This window comes from Shimia fortis (genome assembly GCF_040225985.1).
Classification (GTDB): domain Bacteria; phylum Pseudomonadota; class Alphaproteobacteria; order Rhodobacterales; family Rhodobacteraceae; genus Shimia.
On sequence record NZ_JBBPEU010000001.1, the window covers coordinates 261,604 to 282,929 of the forward strand.

The following is a 21,326-nucleotide window of genomic DNA, read 5'->3' on the forward strand; positions in this document are numbered from 1 at the left end:
CGGCTTAGTGTCTGCGAAGATAGACGTAGTAGGCGCCCGTCCCACCATGTTTGAGATGCGCTTCGGAGATTTGCAGAACAACCCCTGCCAGTGGCGGCATAGACAGCCATTGGGGAACGTTGTGTTTCAGAATACCGCGGCGAGTAGGAATAGGACCAATATCCTGTTTTGATTTCCCCTTTCCGGTGATGACCAGAACTAATCGTTTCCCCTCGGCATGGGAGCGCAGAATGAAGTTCGTCAAGGCTGGGTGGGCCTGATCCAGAGTCATGCCATGAAGGTCGATTTTCCCTTCTGGCAGCATCTTTCCGCGCTTCAGTTTGCTAAAAGCCTTTTTGTCCATTTTGACAGGCTGGCGCGCAATACGATCCGAAATTCCGGGCAACAGGTCGTGTGGCTGCGTTTTCTGTTTCGCATTTGATCTCATTTCAAAAGCCGATAAGCGCGGGCGCGCCACTTTCGTGGGTTTGGGCTTGGGGCGATCTTCGTGGCTGTGTTTTTCGGGATGCAATCGATGCGCGGACTCGGCCACCTTGCGCCACAAATCAATCTCTTCAGCGGTCAACTTTCGACGTGTCATAGGATGGCCTCGGGCAACATGGCATAGGCACGCTGAATAGGCAGCAACACGATCATCCGACCCGGATCTTTCAGCTTTCCAGCAGCTTTGCCAGCGTCATCACCTGTTCCAAAAAACACATCTGCACGCTGGGCTCCTTTGATGGCGGCGCCTGTATCCTGTGCAATCATGAGACGACGCAAGGGGTTTTCGCCATCTTTCTCTAACCACACGGGGGCACCGAGCGGTGTGAATTTTGGATCAACCGCAACCGAACGCATGGTTGTGATGGAACGGTTCATGGCGCCCAAAGGCCCCTTGTGGGCAGGCACCTGACTAACCTCGCGAAAGAATACATAAGAATCGTTGTGTCTTAGTAGTTCGAGTCCATCAACCGGGTTTCTGCGCACCCAGTTTTTGATGACCTGAGCACTGACCTGATGAGAGTTGTAAATCCCACGCCTGACAAGCTCGACCCCGATCGACCGATAGGGTTGACCGTTAGCCCCGCCATATCCCACCCGAACATATTTTCCGTTGGGAAGCTTAATTCGACCAGACCCCTGAATTTGCAGAAAGAACAGTTCGACCGGATCATCGACCCAGGCAATTTCGAGACCCCTGCCTTTCATGACATCTGAGGTTTCAATCTCTCTGCGCGACAACCAGACCGATTGCTGCCGCGCTTCTCGGGGCATTCGGTAAACCGGAAAACGAAATCGCGCAGACGGTGAAAGCGATCCATCAAGTTCCGGTTCAAAATAACCCGTGAACAATCCGTCCTGACCATCTTCGATCAGAACGGGTTTAAACAGAAGCTCGAAGAACATTTTGGGATCTTCGAAATCGCCAGCGGCTGCACAAAGTGATCGCCAGTCCGGGGCATCAAACGCCATGCAGGTGTTCTGAAAAACCTTGAGCGCGGCCGCGTGGTCGTCTTCTGACCACCCTTCGAGATCATCATAGTCAAGGATCGTATAGGTGGTTTCAGACAACGCGCTGGACCCGGCCAGTACCAGCCCGGCGCAAATCGCTGCCCGAAACCAACCGATCATTCGCTTGTGGCGACAAGCTGCCAGTTGGGGTCGTTCGACCCCATGACGCGCGCAAAGGTCCAAACGTCCTTTTGACGCTTCACCTGACGTTCGTCGCCTTCGACAATTTCGCCCGCGCGATCGCGCACGACATGAGTCAATTCACCTACAAAACGGACCGAAACCTCGCCTTCATTCGTTGCGGGATCAAATGTCGCATCATGCAGCGACATTTCGCGTACGCCGACAAATTCACCTTCCACGGTCAGGCCTTGTTCTTCACGTGCATCCACGACACTTGCGAAAGCATCATAGACATCCTCGGACAGGAAGGGCTTGATCTCGGAGAGTTCCCCTTTTTCAAAGCCCATGAGTATCATCTCATAGGCGCCACGTGCACCTTGCAGGAATTCGTTGACCGAAAAGCTAGCATCGACCTTTTTCATGTCCATCAACGCGTTGGCAATGGCGCTACCGTCCTCGGCATGATCCAGAATATCATTGTCTGGACCACCCTCGATCACCTCGAGTGCCGGGCCCGGCCGGGCTGTTGGGGTATTGACCTCGCGCGGAGGTTCGTACCCGTCACGGGTGCCCAAAACATTCCGCAAGCGGATGATCAGGAAGAGTGCGATGCCAGCCAATACAAGAAGCTGGAAAACAGGCGAATTCATTTGGACCTCGTCGCAGGGGCATGGAAACAGGCGTGTACTGCACTTATGTAAGTCACGGGTTGGGTCAAGTCCACTAGGCCCGTGAAACGTTGGAGAATGAAAAAATGTGGCTGTTCTTGGCCTTTGTCGGTATTCCGCTGATCGAAATTGCACTTTTTATCCAGGTTGGCGGTGCAATTGGGCTGTGGCCAACCCTTGGCGTGGTGATCATCACCGCCATGCTCGGGACGTTTCTGGTGCGCAACCAGGGTGCCCTGGCATTAGGCAATTTGCAGCGGTCATTCTCGGAACTTGACGACCCGACAGAACCATTGGCCCATGGGGCTATGATCCTTGTGGCAGGGGCGCTTCTTTTGACGCCGGGCTTTTTTACCGATGCCGTCGGGTTTTCGCTGTTGATGCCACCGGTCCGCGTTGCGGTCTTTAATTATATCCGTAAGCGCATACACGTTCAGAGTTTCTCCATGGGTGCGACGCATACCGATACACGGCGCTATGCGCAGGACGAAACCGTGATCGACGGGGAATTCGTCGAGGTAGATCCCTCAAAACGTCCCACACATCAGCCGTCAGGATGGACTAAGCATTGAGACCCTAATGCCTAGCTGATAAAGCAATATCAAAGTTTGAATTTCAGGAGAGAAAAATGGCTGAAAATGGCGCAGATCAGGCGCAAGCCGCACCTCAGGTTCGCATGAACGTGATGGCCCAGTTCATTCGGGACATGTCGTTTGAAAACATTCTGGCACAGAAGCGTGCATCGGGCGAAGTTCAACCCGACGTGCAGGTTCAGGTAAATCTTGACGCACAAAAGCGCGAGCAAGAGCACCAGTACGAAGTTGTCACGAAACTGAATATCACTTCGCAAGCCAAAGAAACTGGCGACAAGATGTTCATCCTAGAGCTGGATTACGCAGGTATCTTCCACATTGAGGGCGTACCAGAGGACCAATTGCATCCGTTCCTGCTGATCGAATGCCCGCGTCTTCTGTTCCCTTTCATCCGTCGCATTGTGTCGGACGTGACCCGCGATGGTGGTTTCCCACCGCTGAACCTCGAAAACATCGACTTCATGCAGTTGTATCGCCAGGAACTGATGCGCCGTCAGGCCGAAGCACAGGCGCAACAGCCCAAAGCTGACGCGTAAGCCTTCACGGTTTTTGAGCTTTTAGGCGCCCGGTTATTGGCCGGGCGTTTTTTGTTAGCCAAGTTTTTTCCACAGGGCATCTTCACCCAACGCCTCGACAAAGGCTTTATGCGCCGCCTGCTCATCTTGCGTCAGCCTTGCGGGAAGAGGGGACAAGCGTGGCTGTGGACGCCAATTGTCGTCTGCCACAACTGTGTTTTTCTTGGTCTCCACCGCGGAAAGAGCAAAGTCAGGCTGCCGCCCACCGATTAGCTCAAGGTAGACTTCAGCCAGAATTTCCGAGTCAAGCAAGGCGCCATGAAGGGTCCGGTTGGCGTTATCAATACCAAACCGTCGGCACAAAGCGTCAAGAGAGGCGGGCGATCCAGGAAACTTCCTACGCGCAATACCAAGCGTATCAATTGCCTGCTCCCAAGGAAGTTGGGGCAGTCCCATCCACTTCAATTCGGCGTTCAGGAATTTCATATCGAAAGACGCGTTGTGAATGACAAGCTTGGCGTCGCCCACAAAATCAAGAAATGCCTGGCCAACTTCTTTGAAGACAGGCTTGTCCTTAAGGATCACGGCCCCCTTTGCCGGTTCCTGCGGCGGTTCCAGCAGATCCGGGCCAATACCGTGCACCTGAAATGCCTCAATCGGCATGGAACGTTCAGGATTGATGTACTGGTGATAGGTGCGCCCGGTTGGCATGTGGTTGAACAGTTCGACGCCACCGATCTCGACAATTCTGTCGCCGGTGTTTGGGTCAAGGCCAGTCGTTTCCGTGTCCAGTACGATCTCACGCATTCTCGATCTGCTCCGTTATCGTTTGAACAATCGCTTCCACCTGCGCGCGTGCGTGGTCAAGCGTATCGGTCACAATCACATAATCCGATTGCGCGCATTTTTCCTTGTTTGGCATCTGCTTGGCCCGGATTTGTTCAAATTGGGCCTCTGTCATTGTACCGCGTTGAAGAACGCGTTCTTTTTGCGTTTCTGGTGAAACAGAGACACATGCCACAGCATCCATCGTATTGTCTCCACCAGTTTCAAACAACAGCGGTACATCGAAAACAAGAATATCTGCCACGGCTGTTCTTGAAAACTCGGCCCGGTCTTCTGCCACCAAAGGGTGCACAATTTTTTCAAGGGTTTTCAGAACAGAAGGGTCTTTACCAATTAGGTCCTTCAACCGATCGCGAGAGACAGCACCATCCTTAATCGCATCCGGTAAAACCTTTGAGATCGGCGCAATCGCTTTGCCGCCCTTGCCGTACATGCGGTGTACCGCGGCGTCTGCATCCCAAACGGCACACCCTGCCTCTTCGAAGAGTTTGGCCGTGGTCGACTTTCCCATCCCGATTGAACCGGTAAGCCCCAAACGAAAACTCATGAAAGCGCCGCCTTGCGTGTGTCGTCGTCAACAACCGGGCGCTGACCAAACCATCGCTCGAAACCGGGCACTGCTTGGTGCAACAACATGCCTAATCCATCAACCGTGGTACAGCCAGCCTGTTCTGCGGCTTCGAGAAGAGTGGTTTTCAATGGATTGTAGACAATGTCCGTCACGACGGCGGTCTTCTGCAAACCGTCAAGCGGCACCCGAAGTTCGGGCTTTCCCGTCATTCCCAACGAAGTCGTGTTTACGACCGTGTTGCCTTCCTCAATAACATTCCCTGCCTGCACCCAGTCCACGACCCGAAGTTTCGTGCCAAAGTCTTCACGAAGGGTTTCGGCGCGTGTGCGTGTTCTGTTCGTGATCAGGATTTCAGGAACCCCAGCATCTAACAGAGACGCGACGATCGCCCGCGCCGCACCGCCAGCCCCAAGAACAACAGCCGGACCCGCGTCGGGGCGCCAATCAGGCGCACCTTGTCGCAGGTTTTCGATAAATCCGTATCCGTCGGTATTGTCGGCATGGATCTTGCCATCTTCCCGAAAAATAAGTGTGTTCGCAGCACCAATCAGGATCGCCCGATCCGTCACCATATCGGCCAACTCCATCACCCGTTCTTTGTGGGGAATGGTCACGTTTGCCCCGACAAATCCCATTTTTGGCAGCGTCTTGAGAACTTTCTTCAAGTTGTCTGGTGCTACCTCAAGCGGCACGTAATGACCCGCAAGACTGTATTTCTTAAGCCAGTAGCCATGCAATTGCGGAGATCTGGAATGGGCTATCGGTGATCCTATAACCCCGGCCAATGGGATGGAAGGAATACTCATGCGGGCAGGTCTCCACGAACCATAAGGTAATTCAATATCTCGAGTAGCGGCAATCCAAGCACATTGAAATAGTCTCCATCAATGCGATGAAAGAGCCGCACGCCTTCTTCTTCCAGTTTGTAACCGCCAACAGACCAGCGAATACTCTCCCAGTTTCGGGACAGGTAATCGTCAAGATAGGCATCGGAGAAATCGCGCATCTGCAAACGTACCACCCCGACATGACGCCAAACAGGTCGCCCCTCGTGAAAAATGACAGCCGCCGAAAGTAATGCATGTCGATTGTTGCGCAATTTACCGAGCTGTGTGCGTGCTTCTTCGGGAGACCCCGGTTTGGAAAGCAATTCGCCATTGAAGTCCAGAACCTGATCGCACCCGATCACGAGCTTGTCAGGGTTCTTTGCGGCGACTTTGCCAGCCTTGGCCTCGGCTAAGGCATCAGCAATGTCCCTTGGTGGGGCTCCTTCAGCCAACAAGGCCAGCCTAAGCATTTCTTCATCGATTTTTGCCGTAATGACATCAATTTCAACGCCTGCATTCCGCAACAGGGTTGCCCGAATGTCCGAACCGGACGCCAGGATAATTTGGGGGCTCATGTGGATAATTCCGTGGGTTTTGGCTGCAACATTGCTGGGATACCTTTTTGGAAAAGTTCAGTCGACAATGCAACCTTGGGAAAAAGGTGCCGTTTCACGGTGTTCCACGATTTTTCTCCACCGTGGATGGGGATAACTCTGAGTTTGTGGGTTTCTCATTCATACACTGGCTTCCACAGTGTTTTCCACAAGATAACCCTAAGTCATCATACTTTTATCTTTTTAATTTCATTAGAAAATCTTGGTGTTCCTACGAGATCTGAGAATGTATCTCAAATTTCATCCCCTTGTGGAAAAAGCTCTTAAAACCAAATAATCCCAAGAAATCCATGACACATCAAAAACATCATCCTTTCTCTTTCTTATATATATTATTAGAAACAACCGGGTTTTCAGATCAGGTGTGCAATGACATATTTTCTCTCTGACATTTACGAATATGTTCTCGCTTTTCACATCATGGCTGTGATGTCTTGGATGGCTGGTCTATTTTATCTGCCACGCTTGTTCGTGTATCACACAGAGCGAGCACAGAACGGGGATCAGCTGGACGAAACCCTATGTATCATGGAGTACAAGCTTCAGAGATATATCATGGCACCAGCAAGCATCGCAACGTGGCTTGCCGGCTTAACTCTGGTCTTCACGCCCGGGGTCGTCGACTGGTCATTGATTTGGCCTTATACCAAGGCTTTCGGCGTAATCGCGATGACGGCGTTTGATCATTGGTTGCTGATCAAACGCAAACAATTTGGCCGTGGTGAAAACACGCTGACAGGGCGCCAATATCGAATGATGAACGAGGTTCCGACCTTACTTATGATCATCATCGTGCTGTCCGTGGTCGTAAAATTCTAATCTCTCTTTGGTTTACCAAGGAAATTGACTCTTACGAGGCATGAACCTATACAGCCTCTAACGGGCTCGTCCGGGCTTAGTGTCTTCCGACAACCATTATCTGACTTAAATGATGATCGCAGCGGTGATGAAAGCGCGCGATTCAGGATGTTTCAATGACTACAGAAAAACTCGCTCTTGCCGAACTTAAGGCAAAAAGCCCGAAAGATCTTTTGGCGGTGGCTGAAGAGCTCGAGATCGAAAACGCATCCACGATGCGTAAGGGCGAAATGATGTTTCAGATTCTGCGTGAACGCGCGGATGATGGTTGGGAAATTTCGGGCGATGGTGTGCTCGAGGTTCTGCAAGACGGCTTCGGCTTTCTGAGATCGCCCGAGGCGAACTATTTGCCGGGTCCCGACGATATTTATGTCAGCCCGGACATGATCCGCAAATACAGCTTGCGCACGGGTGATACAGTGAACGGGGTTATCAAGGCCCCCGAGGAAAACGAGCGCTATTTCGCACTCACCGCAGTGACGCAGATCAACTTTGAAGAACCTGAGAAAGCCAAGCACAAGGTTGCGTTTGACAACTTGACGCCGCTCTATCCTGATGAACGCCTCAAGATGGAGATCGAAGATCCGACCATCAAGGATCGCTCAGCGCGTATCATTGACCTCGTTGCGCCAATCGGTAAAGGGCAGCGGTCTTTGATCGTCGCGCCCCCGCGGACAGGTAAAACCGTTCTGTTGCAGAACATTGCCCACAGCATCGAGGCCAACCACCCCGAGTGTTACCTGATCGTGCTTCTGATCGATGAACGCCCGGAAGAGGTGACTGATATGCAGCGGTCGGTAAAAGGGGAAGTGATCTCGTCTACTTTCGACGAACCCGCCACACGCCACGTTGCCGTTTCCGAGATGGTGATCGAAAAGGCCAAGCGCCTGGTAGAACACAAACGAGATGTTGTTATTCTTCTGGATTCAATCACAAGACTTGGTAGGGCTTTTAATACGGTCGTGCCTTCCTCGGGCAAGGTTCTGACTGGTGGTGTGGACGCAAATGCACTTCAGCGTCCGAAGCGTTTCTTCGGGGCAGCTCGGAATATCGAAGAGGGTGGCTCTCTTACCATCATCTCAACCGCGCTGATCGACACTGGCTCGCGTATGGACGAAGTGATTTTTGAAGAGTTCAAAGGAACGGGTAACTCTGAAATCGTGCTTGACCGTAAGGTCGCCGACAAACGCGTCTTCCCTGCGATCGACATTCTAAAATCCGGGACTCGAAAGGAAGATCTGCTTGTCAACAAGGTTGATCTTGCCAAGACCTTCGTGCTGCGCCGTATCCTGAACCCGATGGGTACGACTGATGCCATTGAATTCCTGATTTCCAAGCTGAAACAGACCAAGACAAATTCCGAGTTCTTCGACTCCATGAATACCTAAGAGGTCGTCCATGGGCTTTGTGCCTGACACGATTTTTGCATTGGCGACGGCCCCCGGTAAAGCGGGGGTCGCTGTCGTTCGCGTATCTGGTTCACGCGCGGCTGAGGCAGGGAAAGCGTTGTTTGGAAGGTTACCCGAACCCCGTCTGGCCTCTTTGAGGGTGTTGAAGGACCAATCCGGTCGACGTCTGGATCAGGCGCTTGTTCTGTTTTTTCCGGAGAAGAACAGCTTTACGGGCGAACAAGTCGTTGAATTGCATCTGCATGGGTCTGTTGCCGTCGTAAATGCCGTACTGCGTGCTCTTTCGGACACGGATGGGCTGCGCTTGGCCGAACCAGGAGAGTTCACCAGACGGGCGCTTGAGAATGGATGTCTTGATCTTGCCCAAGTGGAAGGCCTCGCGGATCTGATCGAGTCGGAAACAGAGGCCCAGAGACAACAGGCCCTGCGTGTCTTGTCAGGAGATTTGGGGAACACGGCGGCGGGTTGGCGCGACCGGCTGATCCGGGCGGCAGCCCTGATTGAAGTCACCATCGACTTTGTCGATGAGGAAGTACCAGTCGATGTGACGCCGGAGGTGCTTGACCTGTTGCTTTCGGTTCAATCTGAGCTTGAAAAGGAAATCGAGGGTGTCGATGTCGCTGAAAGGATCCGCTCTGGTTTTGAAGTGGCGATTCTCGGCGCCCCGAACGTGGGCAAATCCACTTTGCTCAACGCGCTGGCTGGCCGAGAAGCGGCGATTACATCCGAATATGCCGGCACAACGCGGGATGTCATAGAAGTTCGAATGGACTTGAATGGCTTGCCTGTCACGCTTCTGGATACGGCCGGTATTCGGGAAACAGACGATTTCGTCGAAAATATTGGCATAGAAAGAGCTCTCGAGCGTGCCAAGGCTGCGGATCTGCGTGTTTTTCTAGTTGAATTTGGAGATACCCCAGAGTTCGATCTCTTGCCGGAAGATATTGTAAGGTTTGCGAAGGCAGACACTCTGGCGAATGTGAAAGGGGCGATTTCAGGTAAATCCGGCGAAGGCGTCGGTGATCTTATTGCTGAAATAGCTGCTAAGCTATCTGAAAAGGCCGGAGGATCGGGTATTGCCACGCGCGAGCGGCACCGTGTTGCGATGATCAAGGCGGTGAAAGCACTGACGACCGCACAAGAGATCATATCACTTGGGGTAGATCACTACGAGATAGGTGCCGAAGAGATCCGTACAGCGATTAGGTCTCTTGATATGATCGTGGGTCGTGTTGATGTCGAGAATCTGCTAGATGAAATTTTCTCGAGTTTCTGCATCGGTAAGTGAGGAGTGTTTCACGTGAAACATTTTGACGTCATTGTTGTTGGCGGCGGGCACGCCGGAGCGGATGCGGCCACTGCAGCTGCCAGAATGGGTGTACAAACCGCGTTGGTCACGCTCAAAAAATCCGGGATTGGCGTGATGTCCTGTAACCCGGCGATCGGAGGCTTGGGTAAGGGGCATCTTGTCCGCGAAATTGATGCTCTTGATGGTGTAATGGGTCGCGTCGCAGACCGGGCGGGAATTCAATTCCGTCTTCTAAATCGTAGAAAAGGCCCTGCAGTACAGGGGCCTCGGGCCCAGGCTGACCGAAAAATCTATCGCGAAACCATGTTAGCGGAAATTCTTGGAACAGAGAATCTCGAGGTCATCGAAGGTGAAGTTACAGATTTCATCCTGCAGAGAGGGGCTGTGCGCGGCGTGGTTCTGGCCGATGGAGCTGAAATACACTCCCAAGCTGTGGTTCTCACAACTGGAACATTCTTGCGAGGTGTAATCCACATAGGGGATGTGTCCCGACCCGGTGGACGTATGGGAGATGACGCTTCCGTCAAACTTGCGCAAAGAATCGATAGTTTTGATCTGTCCTTGAGTCGCTTAAAGACAGGCACCCCCCCGCGTCTGAACGGAAGAACCATTAACTGGGATATTCTCGAGAGTCAGCCAGGCGATGATGATCCGGTTGTTTTTTCCTTTATGAACAAGTCGCCTTTTGCAAGGCAAGTATCATGCGGAATTACCCACACAAACGAAAACACGCACGAGATCATCAGGAAGAACCTTGATCGTTCGGCTATGTATGGCGGTCATATTGAAGGGGTCGGACCACGATACTGTCCGTCAATAGAAGATAAAATCGTGCGGTTTGCCGACAAAACCTCTCATCAGGTGTTTTTGGAACCTGAAGGTCTCGACGATCATACGGTTTATCCAAACGGCATCTCGACCTCGTTGCCGGTTGATGTTCAGGAAGAGTACGTTCATTCTATGCGCGGTCTGGAGGGTTGCGAAATCGTCCAGCCCGGTTATGCGATTGAATACGATTATGTTGATCCCCGTGCGCTTGATTCCACTCTTGCCGCTAAAAATGTGCCTGGGCTTTTCTTGGCAGGTCAGATCAATGGCACCACAGGGTATGAAGAAGCGGCGGCTCAGGGTCTGGTCGCTGGCCTGAATGCTGCATTGTTAGCCAAAGGTGCCGAGCCAAAAAGCTTCAGTCGCGCCGATAGCTATATCGGCGTGATGATAGATGACCTCATTACACGAGGTGTTACCGAACCTTATAGAATGTTTACATCAAGGGCAGAATTCCGTCTATCTCTCCGTGCGGATAATGCAGATCAACGTTTGACGCCCGTGGGCGTTGAGTTGGGTTTGGTTGGCGAAGAGCGGCGAAAGATCTTTGATGAAAAGGCCGATCGTCTTGTTCAAGGGAAATCATTACTCGATGACGCGACGTTCACGCCAAAGCAGATCAACGCGGCTGGCATCAGAGTGAATCAAGATGGAAATCGTAGAACTGCTTTCCAAATTCTGGCGTTTCCAGAAGTCAGTTTCTTGGACATTCAGAATCTTGACGAGCGTTTTTCTCAGATCGACGATGATACTCAAACCCAACTGGAAAGGGATGCCCTTTACGCCAACTATATCGTCAGGCAAAAACAAGATGTTGAGGCGATGCAGCGAGACGAAAATCAAATTATTCCTAATGATTTTGATTTCGAGAGCGTTGAAGGTCTTTCGAATGAACTGAAATCAAAGCTATCTCGCGTGCGTCCGGAAAACCTCGGGCAGGCGGGGCGTATAGATGGTATGACCCCGGCTGCAATGACATTGATCCTTGCGAAAATTCGCCAAAGCAAGAAGGGAAAAATTGCGTGAAAGGTCAGAATGAGGTCCTAGGCCGGCTGAGTGTTTCACGTGAAACATCCGATAGGCTCATTATTCTGTCGGAGCTTCTCCAGAAATGGAATCCACGCATAAACCTTGTTTCCAAAAAGACGCTGGATGATCATTGGACACGACACATCATGGACTCGGCTCAAATTTTTGATTTGGCGCCCAAAGGCCTGAAAGACTGGGTTGATATCGGTAGTGGTGGCGGATTTCCTGGACTGGTGATTGCCATTCTTGCAGCTGAACAAGAGAAACCGCTCAACTTGACGCTTATCGAAAGTGATCAGCGGAAATGCGCTTTCCTTAGGACGGTACTGCGAGAGACAGGAGTGCCTGCGGCAGTGATTTCTGAGCGTATTGAGAAAGCGCCGAAACAAAATGCCGATATTCTCTCTGCCAGGGCGCTTGCGGATTTATCGACATTGCTTGGGTTTTGCGAGCGACATCTGAGTAAAAATGGGATCGCGCTGCTGCCTAAGGGGGCAACCTGGCAGAAAGAAGTGCAGGATGCACAGGAATCATGGTCTTTCGATTACGTCGCATCTAAAAGTGTAACTGACGAGGAAGCAGTTGTTTTGAAGGTGACACAAATTGGACGCGTCTGATCCCACCCGCCCCAAGGGCCCGAAGATTATAGCAGTAGCCAATCAAAAAGGTGGCGTCGGAAAAACGACAACAGCGATTAACCTGGCCGCAGCTCTGCAGGAAGAGGGGAATAGAGTACTCGTCGTGGACTTGGATCCTCAGGGCAACGCGTCAACTGGATTGGGAATTGAGTCCCAAGACCGACAGTTCACTACCTATGACCTTCTTGTTGAAGATGCCCCGCTTGAAGATGTGATTATCCCGACTGAACTGGCGGGAATGTCGATTATTCCTGCGACAGTCGACCTAAGCTCTGCGGATATTGAACTTATCTCGAATGAAAAACGTAGCTTCCTTTTACATGATGCTTTGCGCCAGCCCGCAATGGATGTCTTTTCGTGGGACTACATACTGATTGATTGCCCACCATCTTTGAACCTGTTGACGGTGAATGCGATGATCGCTGCGCATTCGGTTCTGATTCCCTTGCAAAGTGAGTTTTTTGCGCTCGAGGGGTTGTCGCAACTTATGCTGACTGTGCGCGAAGTGCGCCAAACTGCAAACCCAAATCTGCGGATCGAAGGCATTGTACTGACAATGTTCGATTCAAGAAACAATCTCTCGCAGCAGGTTGAGCAAGATGCTCGAGATAACCTGGGGGACCTGGTGTTCGAAACAAAAATTCCGCGTAACGTCCGGGTTTCTGAGGCACCATCTTACGCCCAACCTGTTCTACAATATGACTCCCTTTCCAAGGGGGCAGAAGCATATCGTGCTTTGGCACGAGAGCTATCAAGCAAGAACGCCCAAATTACGGCGCAATGACGGAGGCAGACATGGCGGCAAAAAAGGGAAAACCTCGCGGATTGGGCCGCGGACTCTCGGCTCTTATGGCCGATGTGACAGAAGAGCAGACCAATCAAAACGCGGATGCCCCGCGCCAGGCGGATATGTATGTCCCGATTGAGAATGTAGTTCCGAATCCGGATCAACCGCGGCGTAGTTTTACCGAAGATCAACTTGAAGAACTGGCCGCTTCAATCAAAGAGAAAGGTGTTATTCAGCCTTTGATCGTCCGTGAATTGGAAGGTGGGAAGTTCGAAATCGTTGCAGGTGAGCGGCGTTGGCGAGCGTCACAAATGGCGCAGTTGCACAAACTTCCGGTGATTGTCCGTGACTATGATGATACCGAAGTCCTTGAGATCGCAATTATTGAGAACATCCAACGCGCAGACTTAAACCCGGTCGAAGAGGCCGCCGGGTATCGCGCGTTGATGGACCGGTTTGGCCACACACAAGAAAAGCTTTCTGCCGCACTGGGAAAAAGCCGTAGCCATATTGCCAACCTGATGCGGTTGCTTCAGTTGCCTGACGATGTTCAAACCCTTCTGAAAAATGGTGATCTTTCTACCGGGCATGCCCGCGCGTTAATCACGTCGGACGATCCCTCGGGATTGGCTAAAAAAGTGGTGAAGGGCGGCCTTTCGGTGCGTCAGACTGAGGCCTTGGCAAAGTCTTTTGGATCAAAGCTGTCGACTACAAATAACCTTAAGGCGACGGAGAAGCCCAAGAAAGATGCGGACACTATTGCTCTGGAAGGGGATCTTTCGGCAAATCTGGGAATGAAAGTTGCGATTGATCACAAATCTGGTGGAGAAAGCGGTCAGGTGACAATCAAATACGCCACTTTGGACCAACTTGACGAGATCTGCCGCATTTTGTCCGCTACGAATTAGGGCGCGTCCAGATAAACAGCATGACGCAGCTGAGAGTCACGGCCTGAATTGCCAAAAGGGCAGGGCGCAGCCCCATCGCAAGAGATATTGAAAAGACAATGGCAATTGACACGGTCGCCAGCCTTTTGGCGGCTAAACTGATGGCGCCTCGAGTTTGCCAATCTTCAATCGGCGGACCGAATGTTGGGTGTGACAGCAACCAATAGTGCAGTCGCTCGGATGACCGTGCGAAGAAGAACGCGGCCAGTAAAAGAAAGGGCACCGTAGGTAGAAGCGGCAAAACGATTCCGATCGCGCCCAAGGCTAAGGAAAGCAGTCCCAAAAGCGCCCAGAGATACCGCATGCCCTAGACCGTGAGCAGTTCTGACAAGACCGAATTTAAGAGAATTCGGCCTTGGGGAAGAACAGTAAGCCTATGGTTTTCAACAGAAATCATGTTCATTTCACGCAATGCATTAACTTTTTCTTGGTTCAGAGGGCGTCCGGAGAGATTTTCGTAGCGCAAGAGATCAACTCCCTCACTCAAACGTAGTCCCATCAACAAGAATTCAACAGACTGTTCCACTTGGTTTACTACCACACGCGCACTTTCGCCGGAACCTGATAGCACCTCTTGCAGCCATCTTTCAGGATTTCGCCAGCACTCTGTCGCAAGTTTTTCACCGTTAATGGTCAGACGACCATGTGCTCCGGGACCGATACCCGCATAGTCCCCATAGCGCCAATAAATTTGGTTATGACGGGACTCAAAGCCCTTTTTGGCATAGTTAGAGACTTCGTAATTTTCAAATCCGTGGTCCTGACAGATCGCTGCCGTGGCTTCATACATCTGCGCGGCCAAATCATCATCCGGCAAGCCTCGAAGTTTTCCGCGATCGTACCTGTCACCAAAGGCTGTGTTTTCTTCGATTGTGAGTTGATACAGCGACAAATGATCGATCGCCATAGAAAGCGCCTGACGAAGTTCGTTTTCCCAAGCTTCGAGAGTCTGGTTTTGGCGGGCATAGATGAGGTCAAAACTCACACGCTCGAATGTCTGACGCGCGATATCGAATGCAGCAATCGCTTCCTCAAACGTGTGAATACGCCCAAGTTTTTGAAGATCGTAGTTATTTAGTGACTGTATTCCCATCGAAATACGATTAACGCCACCGTCCCGATACCCTTCAAACCGTTTTGCCTCAACAGAGCCAGGATTTGCTTCAAGGGTGACCTCCAGATCGTTGGCTACCGACCAAAGAGAGCGGACTTTTTCAAGAATGGTCGACACGACCATAGGGTCCATAAGACTTGGTGTCCCGCCACCGAAAAACACCGTCTTCAACGTGCGGCCTGGCACCTCGGCGGCGACGCGATCCAGTTCGACAAGATAGGCCTTCAGCCATTTTATCTGGTCAATTTCCCGCGCAACGTGGCTGTTGAAATCGCAATAAGGGCACTTTGCCTGACAAAATGGCCAGTGAATGTAGAGGCCAAAGCCCCCATTCTGCCAGTCTTCAACCAAAACAACCCGCCACGAATTTGGCAACGGCATCGCCGCGGTGGCTGATCTTGTTCTTTTCCCAACGGTCCATTTCTGCAAATGTGACGTCATAGCCTTCCGGCACGAACATAGGATCATAACCAAAGCCGTCTTTGCCTCGGATCGGCCAAACCAGATGTCCGGGGGCGACGCCTTCGAACACCTCGTCATGTCCATCAGGCCAGGCCAACACCAGAGTGCACCGGAATTGCGCAAGACGCGGATGAGGGGCGTTTTTTGCTTCCAGTTCGTTATGCGCGCGGGTCATGGCCATCATGAAATCGCGTCCGTTCGGTGTTTCGGCCCAGTCTGCGGTGTAAACTCCCGGCGCGCCATCCAATGCATCAATCGTAATGCCCGAGTCATCAGAAAGCGCGGGAAGCCCTGTCTGCTGAGCGGCGGCATGTGCCTTAATCCGTGCATTCCCGACGAAACTGTCCTCGGTTTCTTCTGGCTCTGGCAGTTTCATTTCACCTGCGCCGACCACTTTCACCCCAAAGGGTTCGAGAAGGTGCGCGACCTCCTCGAGTTTGCCTTTGTTGTGCGTGGCAACAAGAAGCGTATCGCCTTGAAACTTGCGGGTCATGCAGTGGCCGCCAATTGGGCTGCAATCAGTTCGCCAACGCCTTTTTCGGCCAGATCTAGAAGCTGATTCATCTGGTCGCGCGAATAGGTGGACCCTTCCGCGCTCATCTGGGTTTCGATCATTTGCTTATTTCCAAGCATGATGAAGTTTCCATCGACGCCCGCTTCGGAATCTTCCGGATAGTCGAGGTCAAGCACGGGTTGACCGGCATAGATCCCGCAAGAAACCGCTGCGACCGGCGAAATAAGCGGGTCGGTAATGACATCGCCGGCCTTCATCAGTTTGTTGACGGCCAGCTTCAGGGCGACCCAGCCCCCTGTGATCGACGCACAGCGCGTGCCCCCATCGGCCTGAATCACGTCGCAATCGACGGTGATCTGGCGTTCACCCAACGCGACGCGATCCACACCAGCTCGCAAGGACCGCCCTATCAGACGCTGAATCTCGACCGTTCGGCCCCCCTGTTTGCCGGCGGTCGCTTCACGGCGCATCCGCGACGAGGTCGAGCGCGGCAGCATGCCATATTCTGCCGTAACCCATCCAAGCCCAGACCCTTTGATAAAGGGCGGCACGCGGTCTTCGATCGTTGCGGTGCACAAGACATGCGTGTCACCCATCTTGATCAGACAAGAGCCTTCGGCGTGTTTAGTGACGCCGGTTTCAATCGACACAGAGCGCATTTCATTGAGTTCTCTTCCCGAAGGACGCATGACGGTATTCCTCTTTTGCTTGAGCAGTGGGATACAGGGCGATCCCCTTTGAACGCAACCCCGATTGACCTTTCGCGCGTGCGCACTTTAATGACTTATATGCCAAGGAAGACTCATGAGTGACAGCGCCCGAATTCTGGAAGAAATGAACGATCGCTCGCGCGAAGTGTTCCGCCGCGTGGTCGAAGGGTATCTGGAAACCGGTGATCCCGTTGGATCGCGGACGTTGACTAGAACGATGTCCGAAAAAGTGTCCGCGGCAACGATCCGCAACGTCATGCAGGACCTCGAATATCTCGGTCTCTTGGACAGCCCCCATGTCAGCGCAGGACGAATCCCCACCCAAAGTGGCCTGCGTATGTTCGTGGATGGTCTGTTGGAAGTCAGCGATCTGGACGCCACCGACCGCCAGAAAATTGATGCCACGCTGGGGGATAATTCAGCAGATGTCAGTGGTATTCTGGATCGGGTCGGTTCGGCCCTTTCGGGCGTGACACATGGCGCCTCTCTGGTGCTGACCCCAAAACATGAAGCGCCGATCAAACATATCGAGTTTGTCAGCCTTGGACCGGATCGCGCGCTTGTCGTGCTGGTTTTTGCGGATGGACATGTGGAAAACCGCTTGTTCACGCCACCGGTGGGCCAAACCCCAAGTTCTATGCGGGAAGCTGCCAATTTTCTGAATGCTGTGATTGAAGGGCGCACGCTGTCAGAGTTTCAGGGTGTCATTGCCAAAGAAATAGCCTTGCGCCGGCAAGAGATTGATAGCCTTGCGCGGGATCTCGTCGAAAACGGTCTGGCGCATTGGGTGGGTGAAGACGACTCGAACAACCGGCTAATTGTCCGGGGGCGCGCAAATCTTCTTGGGACGGATGAGGAAGAGGCCGATCTCGAAAGGATTCGATCCCTCTTTGATGATCTGGAACGCAAGCGCGATATAGCCCAATTCCTTGAACTTGCCGAAGACGGCGATGGTGTGCGCATTTTTATCGGCTCAGAGAACAAACTTTTTTCACTTTCGGGTTCCTCTTTGGTGGTCTCTCCATATATGAACGCGGATCGAAAGATTGTGGGTGCCGTGGGTGTGATCGGCCCAAAGCGCCTGAACTATGGACGTATTGTGCCAATTGTGGATTACACGGCACAACTGGTCGGGAAACTGATTTCCGATCGCGGTTAGAGGTAGAGAAATGGCTGAGCCGAAAGATAACGAATTTCTGGACGACCTCGCAGAAGCAGAGGCAGAAGAGTTTGCCCAATCCCTTGACGAACTTGAGGACGAGGCGGTTGAGCTTGACGAACTGCGCGCGGAGCGGGACGACTATCGCGACAAGTTCATGCGCGCGCTGGCAGATGCTGAAAATGCACGAAAACGTGGGGAAAAGGCGCGCCGCGACGCCGAGCAATATGGAGGCTCCAAGCTCGCGCGGGACATGTTGCCGGTTTATGACAACATGAAGCGTGCCGTCGAGTCGATCACGGACGACCAGAAAGAAGCGTCCGCCGCCCTGATCGAAGGAATCGAACTGACAATGCGTGAACTTCTGAACGTGTTCAAAAAGCACGGGATCGAGGTTGTATCACCGGAAGTTGGCGACAAGTTTGACCCCAAGATTCATGAGGCAATGTTTGAGGCGCCGCTGCCGGGCACCCATGCTGGGGACATCATCCAAGTGTCGGCCGAAGGTTTCATGCTGCACGATCGCCTTCTCAGACCCGCACAAGTTGGTGTGTCTTCCAACCCGGGTTAACCGGATAGCGCGGTTTGGCGCGTGATGAATTGTGAATTTGGACTGGGCGCGGGAGCTACTTCTCCCGCGCCTCTTTCAGTTCATAAAGCTTTTGCAGGGCTTCCCGTGGGCTAAGCTCGTCAGGGTGAATTCCATCAAGCAAAGCGTCAACTTCTGACGGTCCTTTTTGTGCAGCGGGCTGCGGAAGTGGGCTGGCTGCAAAAAGGGGCAGATCGTCGATCAATGCTTTTTGTGCGGGCCCTTCACGTTCGTTTTTCTCGAGCTGATTCAGAACTTCGCGCGCACGATTGACCACGGCCGGGGGCAGGCCTGCAAGCTGCGCAACTTGCACCCCGTAAGACCGGTCTGCCGCCCCTTTGCGGACCTCATGAAGGAAGATGACCTCGCCTTCCCATTCCTTGACCGCAACCGTAGCGTTGTCCACGTGGTCCAGCTTTTCGGACAAAGCGGTCATCTCGTGGTAATGCGTCGCGAATAGGGCGCGAGACTTGTTGACCTCATGCAGGTGTTCAAGCGTGGCCCAGGCAATCGACAAACCGTCATAAGTGGCCGTGCCCCGCCCGATTTCATCGAGGATCACCAGCGCGCGGTCATCCGCTTGATTAAGAATGGCGGCTGTTTCCACCATTTCGACCATAAAGGTCGAACGCCCGCGCGCAAGATCATCCGAAGCACCAACCCGACTGAAGAGTTGTGACACAAGACCGATGCGCGCCGTCGTGGCCGGAACAAAACTACCTATTTGTGCAATTAGGGCAATCAGGGCGTTCTGGCGCAAAAAGGTCGATTTACCGGCCATATTCGGTCCTGTAAGTAACCAAATGCTGCTCTTCTCACCACCAGACAAGTCACAATCGTTGGCTACAAAAGGCTGACCGCCCTGTTGTCTCAGGGCTGCCTCTACCACAGGATGCCTCCCGCCCTCGATATGGAAATCACGGCTGTCATTAACCGTGGGTCGCACCCAGTTTTCTTCGACTGCAAGGTTGGCAAGCGCGGCACTCAGATCAAACTCTGCCAATGCCTTTGACGCTGCGCCAACAGGGCCGGTTTTGGCCAGCACCGCTTGACGTAACCGTTCAAAAAGGGCTTTCTCAATTTCCAATGCACGATTGCCGGCGTTCAGGATTTTGGTTTCCATTTCGCTCAGTTCGACCGTCGTAAACCGCACCTGGTTCGCCGTGGTCTGGCGATGGATAAAGGTTTCGGACAATGGGGCAGACATCATCGCGTCTGCGTGTTTCGCCGTTGTCTCTATGAAATAGCCCAAAACATTGTTGTGCTTGATCTTGAGCGATTGAATTCCGGTTTGCGCGCTGTATTTTGCCTGCATTTCGGCGATGACACCGCGCCCCTCATCTCGCAGTGTGCGGCTTTCATCCAGATCCCCATCAAACCCGGCAGCGATAAACCCACCATCCCGCGCTAAAAGCGGCGGTTCTGCTATAAGGGCCTGATCCAGAAGATCTACAAGGTCTTCATGTCCTTCAAGACATTGTAGCGATTCCCGCAATAGCGGGGGAAGACCCTCGCGCTGTGTCTGAGTTACAATCTGTTCCGCCTGGGCAAGTCCGTTCCGGATGGCGGCAAGGTCGCGCGGGCCGCCACGATCAAGCGAGAGGCGCGACAAGGCGCGATCAAGGTCAGGAACCCGCTTCAGGGCGTCGCACAAATTTTGTGTCAGTGCCCTGTCTTCGAAAAAGTACGAAACCGCATCCAGCCGGGCCTGAATGGTGTCGAGGTTCATCGAGGGCGACGACACACGCCTCTCCAATAAACGGGCGCCACCCGCCGTCACAGTTCTGTCAATTGTAGCCAGCAGCGACCCGGTTTTCCCCCCCGACAAGGCTTGCGTCAGTTCAAGGTTTCGCCGTGTTGCGGCATCAATCTGCATTGTGCCGCCAGCAGACTCGCGTACCGGAGGCCGCAACAGGGGCAGCTTTCCCTTCTGCGTGAGCTCCAGATAATCCACAATGGCGCCAAGGGCCCCGATTTCGGGACGTGTGAACGTGCCATATGCAGCGAGTGAGTTTGTTTTGAAGAGCGCGGAAACACGCCTTTCTGCCGACGTTGAATCAAAGGATCCACGGGAAAGCGGCGTCATAGGAACGCCCATATCAGAGACTATTTCAGCCAATTCAGGCTCTGATCCTTCCGGAATCAACAATTCAGATGGGGCAAGACGTGCCAGTTCCGCCCCAAGACGCAGGGGCGTCACTGGCATCACGTGAAACCCGCCCGTGGAAATATCCGCCCAGGCAAGCGCAGCTTCGTCCCTCACTTGCACGAAGGCGGCAAGAAAGTTGTGGCGCCGGGCATCAAGCAGGGAATCCTCGGTCAAGGTTCCCGGCGTGACAAGACGCACGACCTCTCGTTTCACAACGGCCTTGTAGCCGCGCTTCTTTGCCTCGGCAGGGGTTTCCATCTGCTCGCACACGGCGACCCGAAACCCCTTGCGGATAAGGGTCAGAAAATACCCTTCGGCCGCATGATGCGGCACACCGCACATCGGAATTTCCGTGCCTTCATGCTTGCCCCGTTTGGTCAGGGCAATGTCGAGGGCCTCGGCGGCAGCGACCGCATCGTCAAAAAACATCTCATAGAAATCACCCATGCGATAGAACAGCAGGGCGTCGGGATAATCGGCTTTGATCTCGAGATATTGCGCCATCATCGGTGTGACGGCGGACTTGGCTACGCTCACGTTCGGATTTCCCCCTGATTTGGCCTCAAGACTTAA

23 protein-coding genes are annotated in these 21,326 nt (G+C 52.9%); 11 read left to right on the forward strand and 12 right to left on the reverse strand.

Translation table 11 applies throughout. The features are described from left to right. Nucleotides 1-4: 4 nt before the first annotated feature. Genes WNE31_RS01150 through WNE31_RS01160 form a run of 3 tightly spaced genes read right to left on the reverse strand, consistent with a single transcriptional unit; the run spans nt 5 to nt 2,267 of the window. Nucleotides 5-580, reverse strand: coding sequence for a Smr/MutS family protein (locus WNE31_RS01150; RefSeq protein ID WP_349977747.1), 576 nt, complete (start codon nt 578-580; stop codon nt 5-7). Next, nucleotides 577-1,614, reverse strand: coding sequence for a murein transglycosylase A (gene mltA / locus WNE31_RS01155; protein ID WP_349977748.1), 1,038 nt, complete (start codon nt 1,612-1,614; stop codon nt 577-579). The genes WNE31_RS01150 and mltA overlap by 4 nt, the downstream gene beginning before the upstream one ends. After that, nucleotides 1,611-2,267 (reverse strand): Tim44/TimA family putative adaptor protein, encoded by a 657-nt coding sequence (locus tag WNE31_RS01160; protein WP_349977749.1) that lies wholly within the window; start codon nt 2,265-2,267, stop codon nt 1,611-1,613. Before WNE31_RS01160 ends, mltA begins: the two co-directional genes overlap by 4 nt. A 104-nt stretch (nt 2,268-2,371) precedes the next feature. Here WNE31_RS01160 and WNE31_RS01165 point away from each other — a divergent pair, with 104 nt between their 5' ends. Both WNE31_RS01165 and secB read left to right on the forward strand, forming a co-directional pair. Continuing rightward, entirely contained in the window at nt 2,372-2,857 is a 486-nt protein-coding gene (locus WNE31_RS01165) for an FxsA family protein (RefSeq protein ID WP_349977750.1), read from the forward strand. 56 nt (nt 2,858-2,913) lie between these two features. Next, complete coding sequence (secB, locus tag WNE31_RS01170; RefSeq protein WP_349977751.1) at nt 2,914-3,414, forward strand: protein-export chaperone SecB; 501 nt, start codon at nt 2,914-2,916, stop codon at nt 3,412-3,414. A gap of 54 nt (nt 3,415-3,468) precedes the next feature. On the opposite strand, the gene dnaQ is transcribed toward secB, so the two are convergent. Genes dnaQ through WNE31_RS01190 form a run of 4 tightly spaced genes read right to left on the reverse strand, consistent with a single transcriptional unit; the run spans nt 3,469 to nt 6,212 of the window. Then, nucleotides 3,469-4,200, reverse strand: coding sequence for a DNA polymerase III subunit epsilon (dnaQ, locus tag WNE31_RS01175; RefSeq protein WP_349977752.1), 732 nt, complete (start codon nt 4,198-4,200; stop codon nt 3,469-3,471). Continuing rightward, a complete protein-coding gene (gene coaE, locus WNE31_RS01180) occupies nt 4,193-4,786 on the reverse strand; it encodes a dephospho-CoA kinase (RefSeq protein ID WP_349977753.1) in 594 nt (197 codons plus the stop codon). The genes dnaQ and coaE overlap by 8 nt, the downstream gene beginning before the upstream one ends. Then, the gene (locus WNE31_RS01185; protein ID WP_349977754.1) at nt 4,783-5,616 is read right to left on the reverse strand and encodes a shikimate dehydrogenase; all 834 of its coding nucleotides are present in this window, start codon (nt 5,614-5,616) and stop codon (nt 4,783-4,785) included. The genes coaE and WNE31_RS01185 overlap by 4 nt, the downstream gene beginning before the upstream one ends. Next, nucleotides 5,613-6,212 (reverse strand): Maf family protein, encoded by a 600-nt coding sequence (locus tag WNE31_RS01190; RefSeq protein ID WP_349977755.1) that lies wholly within the window; start codon nt 6,210-6,212, stop codon nt 5,613-5,615. The genes WNE31_RS01185 and WNE31_RS01190 overlap by 4 nt, the downstream gene beginning before the upstream one ends. Before the next feature lie 408 nt (nt 6,213-6,620). Here WNE31_RS01190 and WNE31_RS01195 point away from each other — a divergent pair, with 408 nt between their 5' ends. From WNE31_RS01195 to WNE31_RS01225, 7 genes are all read left to right on the forward strand, one after another. Next, complete coding sequence (locus WNE31_RS01195; RefSeq protein WP_349977756.1) at nt 6,621-7,070, forward strand: CopD family protein; 450 nt, start codon at nt 6,621-6,623, stop codon at nt 7,068-7,070. Between the two features lie 155 nt (nt 7,071-7,225). After that, nucleotides 7,226-8,497, forward strand: a complete 1,272-nt coding sequence (gene rho / locus WNE31_RS01200; RefSeq protein WP_349977757.1) for a transcription termination factor Rho — start codon at nt 7,226-7,228, stop codon at nt 8,495-8,497. A 10-nt stretch (nt 8,498-8,507) separates the two neighbouring features. Then, nucleotides 8,508-9,806 (forward strand): tRNA uridine-5-carboxymethylaminomethyl(34) synthesis GTPase MnmE, encoded by a 1,299-nt coding sequence (gene mnmE / locus WNE31_RS01205; RefSeq protein WP_349977758.1) that lies wholly within the window; start codon nt 8,508-8,510, stop codon nt 9,804-9,806. A 12-nt stretch (nt 9,807-9,818) separates the two neighbouring features. Then, nucleotides 9,819-11,681 carry a tRNA uridine-5-carboxymethylaminomethyl(34) synthesis enzyme MnmG gene (gene mnmG, locus WNE31_RS01210; protein ID WP_349977759.1) on the forward strand — a complete coding sequence of 621 codons (1,863 nt, stop codon included), beginning with the start codon at nt 9,819-9,821 and terminating at the stop codon, nt 11,679-11,681. Then, on the forward strand, nt 11,678-12,301 hold the full coding sequence (gene rsmG, locus WNE31_RS01215; RefSeq protein ID WP_349977760.1) for a 16S rRNA (guanine(527)-N(7))-methyltransferase RsmG: 624 nt from the start codon (nt 11,678-11,680) through the stop codon (nt 12,299-12,301). Before mnmG ends, rsmG begins: the two co-directional genes overlap by 4 nt. Continuing rightward, nucleotides 12,288-13,106, forward strand: a complete 819-nt coding sequence (locus tag WNE31_RS01220; protein ID WP_349977761.1) for a ParA family protein — start codon at nt 12,288-12,290, stop codon at nt 13,104-13,106. The genes rsmG and WNE31_RS01220 overlap by 14 nt, the downstream gene beginning before the upstream one ends. 11 nt (nt 13,107-13,117) lie before the next feature. After that, nucleotides 13,118-14,017 (forward strand): ParB/RepB/Spo0J family partition protein, encoded by a 900-nt coding sequence (locus tag WNE31_RS01225; RefSeq protein ID WP_349977762.1) that lies wholly within the window; start codon nt 13,118-13,120, stop codon nt 14,015-14,017. On the opposite strand, the gene WNE31_RS01230 is transcribed toward WNE31_RS01225, so the two are convergent. The 4 genes from WNE31_RS01230 to rph are packed head-to-tail and all read right to left on the reverse strand — an operon-like array spanning nt 14,007 to nt 16,835. Next, a complete protein-coding gene (locus WNE31_RS01230) occupies nt 14,007-14,360 on the reverse strand; it encodes a YbaN family protein (protein ID WP_349977763.1) in 354 nt (117 codons plus the stop codon). The two genes, WNE31_RS01225 and WNE31_RS01230, sit on opposite strands and share 11 nt — an antisense overlap. A gap of 3 nt (nt 14,361-14,363) precedes the next feature. Then, complete coding sequence (gene hemW / locus WNE31_RS01235; protein WP_349977764.1) at nt 14,364-15,521, reverse strand: radical SAM family heme chaperone HemW; 1,158 nt, start codon at nt 15,519-15,521, stop codon at nt 14,364-14,366. Continuing rightward, the gene (rdgB, locus tag WNE31_RS01240; protein ID WP_349977765.1) at nt 15,514-16,125 is read right to left on the reverse strand and encodes an RdgB/HAM1 family non-canonical purine NTP pyrophosphatase; all 612 of its coding nucleotides are present in this window, start codon (nt 16,123-16,125) and stop codon (nt 15,514-15,516) included. The genes hemW and rdgB overlap by 8 nt, the downstream gene beginning before the upstream one ends. Further along, nucleotides 16,122-16,835, reverse strand: a complete 714-nt coding sequence (gene rph / locus WNE31_RS01245; RefSeq protein WP_349977766.1) for a ribonuclease PH — start codon at nt 16,833-16,835, stop codon at nt 16,122-16,124. The genes rdgB and rph overlap by 4 nt, the downstream gene beginning before the upstream one ends. A gap of 115 nt (nt 16,836-16,950) precedes the next feature. Here rph and hrcA point away from each other — a divergent pair, with 115 nt between their 5' ends. Both hrcA and WNE31_RS01255 read left to right on the forward strand, forming a co-directional pair. Continuing rightward, nucleotides 16,951-18,015: a heat-inducible transcriptional repressor HrcA gene (gene hrcA / locus WNE31_RS01250; RefSeq protein ID WP_349977767.1), complete on the forward strand. Its 1,065-nt coding sequence runs from the start codon at nt 16,951-16,953 to the stop codon at nt 18,013-18,015. A gap of 10 nt (nt 18,016-18,025) precedes the next feature. Next, the gene (locus tag WNE31_RS01255; RefSeq protein ID WP_349977768.1) at nt 18,026-18,586 is read left to right on the forward strand and encodes a nucleotide exchange factor GrpE; all 561 of its coding nucleotides are present in this window, start codon (nt 18,026-18,028) and stop codon (nt 18,584-18,586) included. Nucleotides 18,587-18,641: 55 nt separating this feature from the next. On the opposite strand, the gene mutS is transcribed toward WNE31_RS01255, so the two are convergent. Further along, nucleotides 18,642-21,260 (reverse strand): DNA mismatch repair protein MutS, encoded by a 2,619-nt coding sequence (mutS, locus tag WNE31_RS01260; protein ID WP_349978242.1) that lies wholly within the window; start codon nt 21,258-21,260, stop codon nt 18,642-18,644. Nucleotides 21,261-21,326 lie beyond the last annotated feature (66 nt).

Excerpts from the sequence above, each read along its gene's own strand:
- WNE31_RS01150 (WP_349977747.1), bottom strand. The coding sequence starts at position 580 with ATGACACGTCGAAAGTTGACCGCTGAAGAGATTGATTTGTGGCGCAAG.
- mltA (WP_349977748.1), bottom strand. The coding sequence starts at position 1,614 with ATGATCGGTTGGTTTCGGGCAGCGATTTGCGCCGGGCTGGTACTGGCC.
- WNE31_RS01160 (WP_349977749.1), bottom strand. The coding sequence starts at position 2,267 with ATGAATTCGCCTGTTTTCCAGCTTCTTGTATTGGCTGGCATCGCACTC.
- WNE31_RS01165 (WP_349977750.1), top strand. The coding sequence starts at position 2,372 with ATGTGGCTGTTCTTGGCCTTTGTCGGTATTCCGCTGATCGAAATTGCA.
- secB (WP_349977751.1), top strand. The coding sequence starts at position 2,914 with ATGGCTGAAAATGGCGCAGATCAGGCGCAAGCCGCACCTCAGGTTCGC.
- dnaQ (WP_349977752.1), bottom strand. The coding sequence starts at position 4,200 with ATGCGTGAGATCGTACTGGACACGGAAACGACTGGCCTTGACCCAAAC.
- coaE (WP_349977753.1), bottom strand. The coding sequence starts at position 4,786 with ATGAGTTTTCGTTTGGGGCTTACCGGTTCAATCGGGATGGGAAAGTCG.
- WNE31_RS01185 (WP_349977754.1), bottom strand. The coding sequence starts at position 5,616 with ATGAGTATTCCTTCCATCCCATTGGCCGGGGTTATAGGATCACCGATA.
- WNE31_RS01190 (WP_349977755.1), bottom strand. The coding sequence starts at position 6,212 with ATGAGCCCCCAAATTATCCTGGCGTCCGGTTCGGACATTCGGGCAACC.
- WNE31_RS01195 (WP_349977756.1), top strand. The coding sequence starts at position 6,621 with ATGACATATTTTCTCTCTGACATTTACGAATATGTTCTCGCTTTTCAC.
- rho (WP_349977757.1), top strand. The coding sequence starts at position 7,226 with ATGACTACAGAAAAACTCGCTCTTGCCGAACTTAAGGCAAAAAGCCCG.
- mnmE (WP_349977758.1), top strand. The coding sequence starts at position 8,508 with ATGGGCTTTGTGCCTGACACGATTTTTGCATTGGCGACGGCCCCCGGT.
- WNE31_RS01225 (WP_349977762.1), top strand. The coding sequence starts at position 13,118 with ATGGCGGCAAAAAAGGGAAAACCTCGCGGATTGGGCCGCGGACTCTCG.
- WNE31_RS01230 (WP_349977763.1), bottom strand. The coding sequence starts at position 14,360 with ATGCGGTATCTCTGGGCGCTTTTGGGACTGCTTTCCTTAGCCTTGGGC.
- rdgB (WP_349977765.1), bottom strand. The coding sequence starts at position 16,125 with ATGACCCGCAAGTTTCAAGGCGATACGCTTCTTGTTGCCACGCACAAC.
- rph (WP_349977766.1), bottom strand. The coding sequence starts at position 16,835 with ATGCGTCCTTCGGGAAGAGAACTCAATGAAATGCGCTCTGTGTCGATT.
- hrcA (WP_349977767.1), top strand. The coding sequence starts at position 16,951 with ATGAGTGACAGCGCCCGAATTCTGGAAGAAATGAACGATCGCTCGCGC.
- WNE31_RS01255 (WP_349977768.1), top strand. The coding sequence starts at position 18,026 with ATGGCTGAGCCGAAAGATAACGAATTTCTGGACGACCTCGCAGAAGCA.
- mutS (WP_349978242.1), bottom strand. The coding sequence starts at position 21,260 with ATGATGGCGCAATATCTCGAGATCAAAGCCGATTATCCCGACGCCCTG.